9 protein-coding genes and 1 tRNA gene are annotated in these 12,865 nt (G+C 27.8%); all 10 read right to left on the minus strand.

Annotation, left to right across the window (positions count from 1 at the left end):
• Positions 1-29: 29 nt before the first annotated feature.
• On the minus strand, positions 30-1,835 hold the full coding sequence (locus tag D9V68_RS01895; RefSeq protein WP_158357804.1) for a DEAD/DEAH family ATP-dependent RNA helicase: 1,806 nt from the start codon (positions 1,833-1,835) through the stop codon (positions 30-32).
• 403 nt (positions 1,836-2,238) lie between these two features.
• Positions 2,239-4,362, minus strand: a complete 2,124-nt coding sequence (gene pnp, locus D9V68_RS01900; RefSeq protein WP_158357806.1) for a polyribonucleotide nucleotidyltransferase — start codon at positions 4,360-4,362, stop codon at positions 2,239-2,241.
• A 184-nt stretch (positions 4,363-4,546) separates the two neighbouring features.
• Positions 4,547-4,816 carry a 30S ribosomal protein S15 gene (gene rpsO, locus D9V68_RS01905; RefSeq protein WP_158357808.1) on the minus strand — a complete coding sequence of 90 codons (270 nt, stop codon included), beginning with the start codon at positions 4,814-4,816 and terminating at the stop codon, positions 4,547-4,549.
• Between the two features lie 102 nt (positions 4,817-4,918).
• Positions 4,919-5,857, minus strand: coding sequence for a tRNA pseudouridine(55) synthase TruB (truB, locus tag D9V68_RS01910; RefSeq protein WP_158357810.1), 939 nt, complete (start codon positions 5,855-5,857; stop codon positions 4,919-4,921).
• A 16-nt stretch (positions 5,858-5,873) separates the two neighbouring features.
• Positions 5,874-6,254, minus strand: coding sequence for a 30S ribosome-binding factor RbfA (rbfA, locus tag D9V68_RS01915; RefSeq protein WP_158357812.1), 381 nt, complete (start codon positions 6,252-6,254; stop codon positions 5,874-5,876).
• A 44-nt stretch (positions 6,255-6,298) separates the two neighbouring features.
• Positions 6,299-8,941 (minus strand): translation initiation factor IF-2, encoded by a 2,643-nt coding sequence (gene infB, locus D9V68_RS01920; RefSeq protein ID WP_158357814.1) that lies wholly within the window; start codon positions 8,939-8,941, stop codon positions 6,299-6,301.
• Between the two features lie 17 nt (positions 8,942-8,958).
• Entirely contained in the window at positions 8,959-10,446 is a 1,488-nt protein-coding gene (nusA, locus tag D9V68_RS01925) for a transcription termination factor NusA (RefSeq protein WP_158357816.1), read from the minus strand.
• Positions 10,447-10,793: 347 nt separating this feature from the next.
• Positions 10,794-10,876 (minus strand) — tRNA-Leu (locus D9V68_RS01930).
• Positions 10,877-10,916: 40 nt separating this feature from the next.
• Entirely contained in the window at positions 10,917-11,225 is a 309-nt protein-coding gene (gene secG, locus D9V68_RS01935; RefSeq protein WP_158357818.1) for a preprotein translocase subunit SecG, read from the minus strand.
• Between the two features lie 229 nt (positions 11,226-11,454).
• On the minus strand, positions 11,455-12,789 hold the full coding sequence (glmM, locus tag D9V68_RS01940) for a phosphoglucosamine mutase (RefSeq protein ID WP_158357820.1): 1,335 nt from the start codon (positions 12,787-12,789) through the stop codon (positions 11,455-11,457).
• Between the last annotated feature and the right edge of the window lie 76 nt (positions 12,790-12,865).

Here is a 12,865-nt window from a genome sequence, read left to right on the forward strand (position 1 = left end):
TATGCCGCAGAGCGGCATAAAATAAAACATTAAACACTTCTACGACGGAAAAACGACGACTTAGATTCATTCTTTTGAGATGTATTAGATTTATTTAAACTGTTTTCAGAAAAACGACGATTACTATTTTTATCTCTATTGAAAATAGAACGATTAGACGTTTTGCTTTCATACGTTCTAGAATCCCTCAATAGTTGTATATTTATTGGTTTATTTAAAATTCTAGTACGAATAAATTTTTGTAATAAATCTTTAGACAGTCCTTTAGGTAATTCAATTGTAGAATACGAAGAAAAAAGTCTAATATTACCAATGTTCCGACTATTAATATTTCCTTCGTTAGCAATTGCTCCAACTATATGACGTACTTCCACTCCATCATTGCGCCCAACTTCGATTCGATATAAATCTATATCTTGATTGTCACGACGACGTTCACGACGTATTCGAATATTTCTATTGTCTTCAGATCGGTGATTATCTTTTAAAAAAGAATCGCGAGAAGAACGATTTATTAAATCTGGTTTAATAATTAAAGGTCTTTCACCTTGAGCCATTTTTAAAAGAGCAGCTGCTAATGTTTTTATATCCAAATCATCTGTAGAATATAATTTTTCTAACAATGCACTATATTCATCTAAATCTCTACTTTCTAACTGTTGTTGTACTTTTTTTGCGAATTGTTCAAGACGTCTTTGACATAATAATTCTATTTTTGGTAATTGAACTTCTGGAATCGACTGTTTAATAGTACGTTCTATATTGCGTAATAAACGTCGTTCTCTATTTTCAACAAATAATAATGCACGACCTGCACGACCTGCACGACCTGTACGACCTATACGATGAACATAAGACTCTGAATCCATAGGAATATCGTAATTAATAACAAAACTAATACGATCAACATCTAAACCCCGTGCCGCAACATCCGTCGCAATTAAAATATCTAATCGACCGTTTTTTAATCTTTCTAAAGTTTGTTCTCGTAATGCTTGATTCATATCTCCATTTAATGCCGCACTATTATATCCATTTCTTTCTAGAGCTTCAGAAACTTCCAAAGTTGCATTTTTAGTTCTAACAAAAATAATTGTAGCAGAAAAATCTTCTGCTTCTAAAAAACGAATTAATGCATCAGTTTTACGACCATATACCATCCAATAACTTTGTTTGATATCTGGACGAGTAGTAATATTAGACTGTATTTTAATTTCTTGTGGATTTTTCATAAACCTTTTAGAAATACGACGTATTGCTTCTGGCATTGTAGCTGAAAATAATGCAGTCTGATGTTCTTTTGGGATTTGTGTCATAATTGTTTCTACATCTTCTATAAATCCCATACGTAGCATTTCATCTGCCTCATCTAAAACTAATCCATGTAAATTTGAAAGATTAAGTGTTCCTCTTTTTAAATGATCTAACAGCCTTCCTGGAGTTCCTACAACAATTTGTGGACCTTGTCGCAATGCACGTAATTGCAGTTCATATCTTTGCCCACCATATAAAGGTAATACATGTATTCCAATCATGTGTTTAGAGAAGTCTGAAAAAGCTTCAGCCACTTGAACAGCTAATTCTCTTGTAGGAGCTAGTACTAATATTTGAGGGGCTTTTAAATTAATATCAAGATTATGTAATAAAGGTAATGAAAAAGCAGCTGTTTTACCACTTCCAGTTTGTGCCATGCCTAATACGTCACGTCCTTCTAAAAGCAAAGGAATACAAGCTGCTTGAATAGGAGAAGGTTTAACATATCCCATTTCAGTTAAAGATTGAATAATAAAAGGATTTAAACCAAGAAAAGAAAACGTGCTTTCAATATGAGTCATGCAGTAGATATGCCTTTTAAGTTACAGTGGCCAGTCTACATAGCTCATTATGAAAATATTTATTTATTCTCATTGAAAAGTTGTGAACCGGCTCAAATTAAATGATTTAACAAATAAAAAATTGAATTTTTTAAGAATCAATAATAATATTTATTAGTTATTGCTAATGATTTTTTAGATACACAATATCTATAAAAAATAACATTAGCAACTTATTGAAGTTTATTTTTTAAAAAATTATATACCCATTCTAAATCAAAATAATCTTTAAAATAAGATGAATTAATTTTTATACTATATATATGGTACTATTTGAAAAGATATAAAGCTATATTTTATTAAAAAATGTTTTTTAAAGCTTAATTTAAAATCAATATAAAAACGTTAAATAAATACAATTATATCAGATAATAGAATTATTTATTACTTTATTAGAAATAATAGAGCTTTCTATTTCTTTAATACTTAATCTTAATCTCCCTTGACGATCTATCTCTAAAACTTTTACAGATATTATTTGATCTATTTTTAAATGATTAGATACCTTTTCGACTCTTTTATCAGAAATTTGCGAAATATGCACTAAACCTTCTTTTCCGATACCGATAGAAACGAAAGCACCAAAGTCAACAATTCGAGTAACTTTTCCAGAATAAATACGACCAACTTCAATTTCAGCTGTAATTTCTTCAATTCGACGAATAGCATTTTTTGCTTTTTCTCTAACAGTAGCTGATATTTTTACTGTCCCATCATCTTCGATCTCAATTATAGTACCAGTTTCTTCAGTAAGCATTCGAATTACAGAACCTCCTTTTCCAATCACATCTTTAATTTTTTCAGGATTTATTTTGATGGTATGAATTCGAGGAGCGAATTCAGAAATTTCACTTCTTGATGTACTTAATGCTTGATTCATTACATTCAAGATGTGTAATCTAGCTGATTTTGCTTGACTTAAAGCGGCATGCATAATTTCATTGTTGATACCTTCAATTTTCATGTCCATTTGCAATGCTGTAATTCCTTCTTCTGTACCAGAAACCTTAAAATCCATATCCCCTAAATGATCTTCATCACCCAAGATATCTGATAGTAATACATATTTATCTCCTTCTTTAACTAATCCCATTGCTATTCCGGCAACAGCTGATTTAATAGGCACACCAGCATCCATTAAAGCTAAAGATGCACCACAAACAGAAGCCATAGAAGAAGAACCATTAGATTCAGTAATTTCAGATACTATTCTAATAGTATAAGGAAAATCATCTATTTTAGGCATAACAGCTAAAAGACTTCTTTTAGCAAGACGACCATGTCCAATTTCCCTTCTTTTTGGCGATCCTACCATCCCTATTTCTCCTACAGAATAAGGGGGGAAATTGTAATGAAATAAAAAATTATCCGTTCTGTCTCCTAATAATTCATCTAAATTTTGTGCGTCTCGAGACGTTCCTAAAGTAACACAAACTAAAGATTGAGTTTCTCCTCTAGTAAATAAAGCGGAACCATGTGTTCGAGGTAAAACACCAGTTCGAACATCTAAAGCACGAATCATATCTTTTTCACGTCCATCAATACGTGTTTGATTATTTAATATACGGTCCCGAACAATTTTTTTTTCAATTTTTTGAAAGATATTTTCTATTTCTATGATATCTGTGTTTGTGTTTTCCTCAAAAAATAATTTTACTATCTCTTCTTTAATAAAATTTAATTTTTCAAATCTTTCTTGCTTATCTAAAATAAAATAAGCATTACTTATATCTTTTCCAGATAATTCAATGATTTTTGATTCTAGTATTTTATTAGTATCTGGATAAGATACGATCCAAGGTAATTTACTTGCTTCATTTGACAAAGAACGAATATTATTAATTACTACCTGTTGTTGTTGATGACCAAATATAATAGCTCCTAAGATTTTTTCTTCACTAAGTATTTTTGATTCAGCTTCTACCATTAAAACAGCATTTTGAGTTCCTGAAATTACTAAATCTAAAGAACTACTTTTCATATTATCGCTAATAGGATTCAATATATATTGATTATTAATATAGCCCACTCTAGCAGCACCTACTGGACCATAGAATGGCATTCCTGATAAACTAAGTGCTGCAGATGCACCTATAATAGAGATTATATCAGGATTAATTTGTGGATTTACTGATACTACTGTCGCAATTATTTGAACTTCGTTTAAAAAGTTTTTTGGAAACAATGGGCGAATAGGTCGATCTATTAATCGAGCTGTTAATATTTCATTTTCACTTGGACGACCTTCTCTTCTAAAAAAACCACCAGGTATGCGACCCGCAGCATATGTACGTTCTTGATAATTAACAGTAAGTGGAAAAAATTTCTGTCCTGTATTTATTTTTTTTTGTCCAACAACAGTAACGAAAACTGCTGTGTCATCCATACTAGCCATAACAGAAGCTGTAGCTTGTCGAGCCATTATGCCAGTCTCTAAAGTAATCGTATGTTGACCATATTGAAATTTACGTACAATTGGATTTAGCAAAATAATATCCTTAACATAAAACAAACTTGTTAATAAAAATGAATTACATTTTAAAACTTTTTTATGATCAATAAATATTATTATTTGATCTATAAATTGTAAAAAAAGGGCTAAAGAAGCCCTTTGTAAAAATATATTTTTATTAATATAAAATTTTTAACTTTATGAGTTTTATATCAATTATTTATCGTCTTAGATGTAAATCTTCAATTAGATGAGTATAACGAGATGTATTTTTTTTCTTTAAATAATTTAATAGTTTACGACGTTTTGATACCATATTTAAAAGACCTCTACGACTACAATGATCTTTTTTATGTTTAGAAAAATGTGTTTGAAGATGATTAATTTGAGTTGTTAAGAGGACAACTTGTACTTCTGTTATTCCACTATCTTGTTTAGATTTACCATATTTTAAAATAATTTTTTTTGTATCTATTGCAGATAAAGACATATAATAATGCTCCATATATTTAAAATATATTAAAGTACTAATAACTAAATTCAGTTATATAAAAATAATATCATGCTAATCTAAAATTTAACAGTGAATAACTTAATTGCTAAATGTAGACAATAGTCGGTATGGAATTAATAATTCTTCTTTATTAATCTTTCCTAATCCGACAAATTTGTTATTTTTTTTTTCTATTACGCGCACTAAACTATATTTTATATCAGAATGAGAATATACTGCTTGTCCCAGTTGAAAACTGTATAATTCTTTAGGAGAAAGATATACTTTAGGCAAAAAATCTATAGGACTATCTATGGGCATTAACAAATCATCTATTTTTTTAAAAAAATCAATATTTTTAATATCCTTTTGGTTTAATAATTTATATATATCAGATATTTTAACTAATTTAGTATCAGAAAATGATCCTACTTGCAAACGACGTAAAAAAATGACATGAGCTCCACAACCTAATTTTTCGCCTAAATCTTCTACAAGTGTTCGAATATATGTTCCTTTTGAACAAAAAACTTTAAATTCGATTAAATTTTTCTCTTGACGTATTGAATATATATTATATATTGAAATTTTTCTTGTATTACGTTTTATATTTAATCCTTGACGTGCATATTTATATAAAGGTATACCATTACATTTTATTGCTGAATACATTGAAGGAATTTGATTAATTGAACCAGTCAGTTCTTTTATAGAACATTGCAGTTGAGAAGCAGTAAAGAGAATAGGACGTTTATTTAAAATAACACCATCAGAATCAGAGGTGGATGTTTTTTCACCTAGTTTAGCAATGACATGATATCGTTTATCAGATTTCGTTAAGTAATAAGCAAATTTTGTACATTCACCAAAACAAATTGGAAGCATGCCTGTTGCTAAAGGATCTAGAGTGCCAATATATCCTGCTTTTTTTGCACTAAAAATCTTCTTAACTTTCTGCAAAGCATTATTAGAAGAAATGCCTTGAGGCTTATCTAATAATAAAAATCCATGAACATTGCGTTTTTTATAAAAAAACATCTATTTGTCCTTTATTTTATTCATACAAAAATTTTTTCTTATTTTTTATTACATTATCTAAAATTAAAGAAATTTTTCTACCTCTTAATAAAGAATCATCATGATAAAAAATAATATTTGGGATAATTCTTAATCTCATTTTTTTACATAATAATTTACGAATATAACCAGAAGCTTTGTTTAATATAATTAACAATTTTTTTATATTTAATTCATCATCACTTTTTAAAAAACTAATAAATACTTGAGCATGAGATAAATCTTTAGACAACTGCACTTCCGAAACTGTGATTATTGTTTCAATACGAGGATCGTTAAGTGAATACTGTATAATCATAGCTATTTTTTTTTGTAATTCTTGAGAAATTCGAATAGATCGATTAAACAATTGTTCCATAATCATATTACCAAATTAACTTTTTATAAAAAACATCATTTTATTTATAAAATTCTTTTAATTTCATTAACTTCAAAAACTTCTATGATATCTCCGATACGTATATCGTTATAATTTTTTATACCAATTCCACATTCTAATCCATTGCGTATTTCATTTACATCTTCTTTAAAACGACGTAAAGATTCTAATTCACCCTCATATATAACTATATTATCTCTTAATATATGGATGGGATTACTACGTTTAATAGTTCCTTCTACAACCATACAACCGGCGATTAAACCAAATTTAGGAGATTTGAATGTATTTCTTACTTCAGCTAAACCAATGATTTTTTCTTTATACTCAGGTGACAAAAGACCTGCCATAGCGGCTTTTACTTCATCTAGTAAATCATAAATAACTGAATAATATCTTAAATCTAAATGTTCAGTATTAATTATTTTTTTAGCAGAGGTATCAGCTCGAACATTAAATCCTAAAATAATAGCATTTGATGCTAAAGCTAAAGAAGCATCTGTTTCTGTGATACCTCCGATACCTGATCCTATTATTTTGACTTTGACTTCATTAGTAGATAATTTCAACAAAGCTCCAGAAATTGCTTCTAAAGATCCTTGTATATCAGATTTTAGAATGATTTTTAATTCAGAAAAATCATCTTTTTTTATACTATCAAACATATTGTCTAAATTTATTTTATTTTGATTTGATAATTTTGTTTCACGAGATTTTTCTTTGCGATAAGATGCAACTTCTTTGGCTTTTTTTTCATCACGGACTACAGTAACTATATCCCCTGAAAATGGAACTTTAGATAATCCTAAAATTTCCACCGGAATAGATGGTCCAGCACTGAATATTTCACTTCCAGTTTCATTACGTAAAGTTTTAATACGACCGTATTCGAATCCACATAAAATTATATCTCCTTTACTTAAATTTCCTTTTTGAACTAATACCGTAGCTATTGGTCCTCGACCTTTATCAAGAGAAGACTCTATAACTACACCCTCAGCCATACCAGTAGAAACTGCTTGTAACTCTAACATTTCTGCTTGTAATAAAATTGTGTTTAATAATTGATTAATACCCTTTCCTGTTTTTGCGGAAATAGGTACAAAAATATTTTCACCGCCCCATTCTTCTGAAAGAATATTATATTTCATTAAATCATTTTTTATTTTATCAATATCAGAATCTATCTTGTCAATTTTATTAATAGCAACGATTAATGGAACATGAGCATCTTTTGCATGTTGAATGGCTTCAATAGTTTGTGGCATGACTCCATCGTCTGCTGCTACAACTAAAACAACAATATCAGTTACTTGAACTCCACGAGATCTCATTGCAGTAAAAGCTGAATGACCAGGTGTATCTAAAAAAGTAATAGAACCTAAATTAGTATTCACATGATAAGCACCAATATTTTGTGTGATTCCTCCAGCTTCGTAGAATGCTGTTTTTGTTGAACGAATGTAATCTAATAATGATGTTTTACCATGATCAACATGTCCCATTATAGTTACTACTGGAGCTCTAGTAATAGAAACATTATTTCCTGTATCACGATCTTGCATAATTAATTCTTCTAATTCATTTTCACGATGTACAGTAACTTTATGACCCATTTCCTCTGCAATTAGCTGAGCTGTATCTTGATCAAGAATATGATTAATAGTTCCTATAATTCCCATATTCATCATAGTTTTGATTACTTCAGAGCTTTTTATTGCCATTTTATTTGCTAAATCAGATACAGAAATAGTATTGCTGATAATAACGTCTCTATTAATAATAGATTCAGGTTTTTTAAAAACTTGCTGTAATAAGATAGGTTTATTTTTTTGTTTAATGTGTTTTTTATTACGATTAGAAGTACGAATTTCTTCTTTATGATATTTGCTGCTGTTATAGTGTTTATTATTTTTCTTTTGACGGGAATTTTTTACAATGCGACCATGATTTTTTTTATCTATTTCTATTTCTCGATCATTATCATCTTCAGCCTGACGAGCATGCAAAAATGTTGTTAAATGATAATCTTTTTTTTCTTCTTTATGAGATTGCCAAGTCTCCATATTATCTTTTGTTCTTTTCTTCTTATTTACATCAAATGAATTAGACTCTACATTTTTTTTTAATTTTTTATTTTTTTCATCTTTATTAAAAATATTTATTTTTTTTGATTTATTTAATTCTTTTAAATTATGAATATCGTTTTTATTAAATTCTATTTTTTTTGTGTTTTTTTTGTATTTTTTTTCTATTCCATTAATTTTTTCTAGAGGTTTTTTAAAAGAATTCATCTCTTTTTTATTAGATAAAAAAACTTGTTTTGTTAAAGGTTTAATTTTCTTTGTAGTATTTGATAAAAGTTCAGTTTCTGCTTTATTATTTTTTATATAAGTTCTTTTTTTTCTTACTTCTACTTGTACAGATTTATTTTTTCCTCCAATAGTTGAAACACTTAAAGTACTACGTGTTTTTCTTTGTAAAATAAAAGTTTTTGAAAAAGATTTTTTTTTATATTTTAAATGTTTTAACAAAACATTTTTTTCAATTTCAGAAATACTATTTTGTTCAGTTTTTACTATTCCAATATTAGATAATTCTTGTATCAATTCATTAATTGATATTTTTATTTCATTAGATAAAGTTTTTAAATTTATATCTGTCATACTATTATTTCCTATTATCAGACTTTACTACCAAACCAACAGATATTACGAGCAGTCATAATTAACAAACCAGCTTGTTCAGAATTTAAATTCTTAATATCAGTTAAATCGTCTATTCCTTGATCAGCTAATTCTTCTAAAGTAAATATATTTTTTTCAGCTAATTGCAAAGCTAGTATTTGATTCATACCAGTAATTTTTAATAAATCTTCTGCTATTTTTTTATTTGGAACATTTTTCTTGTTATCTGATTCCATTAAAAGTAATCTATTTTTTGCACCTTCACGTACTAAAGAAACTTCTTCTCGAGTTAAATTCTTAATTTCTAATAGTTCATTAAATGGAATATAAGCTAATTCTTCAAGAGAAGAAAATCCTTCTTTTACCAAAATTTTAATAATTTTTTCATTGATATTCAAATTTTTCTTAAAAGTATTAAAAGCAGCATGAGCCTCTTCTTGATGTTTAGAATGAAGATCCTCTGTAGTCATCACGTTTAATTCCCAACCACTAATTTGAGAAGCTAAACGAACATTTTGACCATTTCGACCAATAGCTTGAGCTAAATTGCTTGAATCTACAGCTATATCCATAGTGTTGTGATCTTCATCTACTACAATAGATACTACATCAGCTGGAGCCATAGCATTTATAACAAATTGAGCGGGATTATCATCCCATAAAATAATATCAATACGTTCCCCACATAATTCACTAGATACTGCTTGTACACGAGCTCCCCTCATACCTACACAAGCTCCAACAGGATCTATACGTTTATCATTGGTTTTTACTGCAATTTTTGCACGAGAACCGGGATCTCGTGCGGCCGCTTTTATTTCAATAACTTCTTCACCGATTTCAGGAACTTCTATTCGAAATAATTCAATAAGCATTTCAGTTTTTGAACGACTAATAAATAATTGCGCACCACGAGCTTCGGGATATACTCCATACAAAATACCACGAATACGATCACCTAGACGAAAATTTTCTCGAGGCAACATACCTTCACGTAAAATTAATGCTTCGGCATTGTTGCCTAAATCTAAAATTAGATTATCTCGATTAATTTTTTTAACTACACCAGTAATAATTTGACCGGTATATTGACGAAATTGATCTACTAACATTGCTCGTTCTGCTTCACGAACTTTCTGTACAATTACTTGTTTTGCAGTTTGAGTTGTTATTCTATCAAAATCAACAGATTTTATTTTATCTTCTATATAATCATTTATCTTAACTTTTTCACCTTCAAAACAAGCTGCTTCTAAAGTAATTTCTCTCGTTGGTTGAGTTACTATATCCACTACCATCCAACGACGAAAAGTAGTAAAATTTCCAGTTTTCCTATTTATACTAACTCTGACATCAATTTCTTGTTCGTGTTTTTTCTTAGTAGCTGTTGCTAATGCAATTTCTAAAGCTTCGAAAATTTTTTCACGAGGGAGAGATTTTTCATTAGAAACAGCTTCGACAACAGCTAAGATTTCTTTATTCATCTTAGAGAACCTCAAAATAAAAATTTTTAAAATGAACTATATCTGCTCATTTTACATGTATTAATTACAAAAAATTTAATTATGAAATTAGATAATTAATACACTAATTTTTATTAATCAAGAATTTATATAATTAATTATTACTTAATATTTAAAAATTTATTAAAATTATATAATTTTAGAATAAATATTCTAATAAAAAACCCCGAAAATTCGGGGTTTCAGGTGAAAATTACCCTATATACTCAGTTAATATTAATAATATTTATTATATTAATTATTTTGAATATTATTAATGTAAGACTTAATATAATGAATTTAAAAATTTTAAATAATATAGTCAGTAGTACCGAGGAAGGGACTTGAACCCATATGCCTATTCGGCACTATCCCCTCAAGATAGCGTGTCTACCAATTTCACCACCTCGGTAAAATATATTGTAATTAGTACGTATATACATACTAAAAAATCAATGAGGTATATCAGAATTTAATATTTTCTTATTTGAAAAAGACTGTTTTATAATATTCCCAGCGTCTTCCGAAAAAAAATCTGAATCTATTTTTCTAGTGTTAATATTACATAAAATAATACTTATTATTAAAAAAAAACAAGAAAACGCCCCGATAATATTTGTTCCAATATTATTTGAAAATTTAATACTGTTTTTCATATTTAAATTAACTGTATTATTTAATCCTTTTCCTGGTTGTAGTAAAATTAAAACAATTAAAGAAATGGAAACAAAAATAAAAAACATCAAAAAAAACAAATACATAAAAAATTCTTTCCTTTTTATAAACATTATCATTTATGAAATATGACTGCTATTATTTAAAATCTTTTTGAATAAAGAACTTATAAAAAATATTACATATAAATTATGTATATTTATCACATTGTACAAGAAGATAGCTTTGATGTATTTATTCTATTCATCTCAATTTCGAATAAAAAAATAATTTTATTAAATCTACTATTACTAAGATATTAATGAACTACGTTCTTTAAAGTAATTTAATAGCATCTGCAATATCATGAGCTAATTTGTAAACTTTTAAATAATTTTCTCCTTCTACCATAATTCGAACACAAGGTTCTGTACCAGATTTTCGAATTAATACACGACTACTTGGACCTAAAATATTTCTAGATCTAGAAATAATTTTTTTTATTTCCAAATCGTGTTCTAAGTTTTTATCTTTTTTAAAAAAAACGTTTAAAAGAACTTGAGGGAATAATTTTATTTGACTCGATAAACAGTATAAAGTCATATTATTATGCAGCATGATCAATAAAACTTGCAAACTAGCTATAATTCCATCACCAGTAGAATGTTTATCCGATAAAATGATATGTCCTGATTTTTCTGCTCCAATTGTCCATCTTTTTTCTTTCATTTTTTTATATACATGACGATCTCCTATTTCTGTTGCATAAAAGGGAATGCCAAGTTTCTTGAAACCTACAATTATACTCATATTAGTCATTACAGTTCCTACTACACCACCTTTTAATTGATTTGTTTTTAAATATTCTTTTGCAATAATATAAATTATTTGATCTCCATCTACTTCGTTTCCTAAATGATCAACCATAATAACACGATCTCCATCACCATCAAATGCTAAACCAATATCTGCTTTTTCTAATAAAACTAATTTTTTTAATGCAACAGTATTTGTAGAACCTGAATTCTTATTAATGTTTACCCCGTTAGGAGTAATAGACATGGTTATTATTCTTGCACCTAAGTCTTGAAAAATTCTGGGTGCAATATTAAAAGTTGAACCATTAGCACAATCTAAAACAATAGTAAATTTTGATAAATTTAAATCTTTGGGAAAAGTATTTTTACAAAAGTTAATATATTGATTTTCAGGATCTACAATTGTATCAGAACGACCAAAATTCGGACCAGTAGGATACAAAAAAGTATTTTTTATTTTTTTTTCAATAGAGAATTCTATTTCTCTAGTTAATTTAATTCCATTTTTATAAAATATTTTTATTCCATTATCGTTAAAAAGATTATGAGAACCTGAAATCATAATTCCTGCAGAAGCATTCAAATATTTTGTAAAATATGAAATTGCAGAAGTAGGTATACAATTAGCTAACAAAGTAGATGATCCTGTTGATAAAATACCGTATTCTAAAATAGACTGTAACATAAATCCTGATACACGTGTATCTCTTCCGATAATAATTTTTTTTGTTTTGTTTTTACCTAAAACTGTTCCAATAGCCCATCCTAATTTTAATAAAAAATTTGGCGTGATCGGTTTTTTACCTACTTTTCCACGTATTCCATCTGTTTTAAAATATTGCAAAAAAGTCATAATAAATTTTTTCCTATACTTTTTAAAAATATTTTTGAAATAAATTATAATAAAATTTTTATTAAAAAATAAGATG

The organism is Buchnera aphidicola (Hyperomyzus lactucae) (genome assembly GCF_005081705.1).
In the GTDB taxonomy this organism is placed as follows: Bacteria; Pseudomonadota; Gammaproteobacteria; order Enterobacterales; family Enterobacteriaceae; genus Buchnera; species Buchnera aphidicola_Y.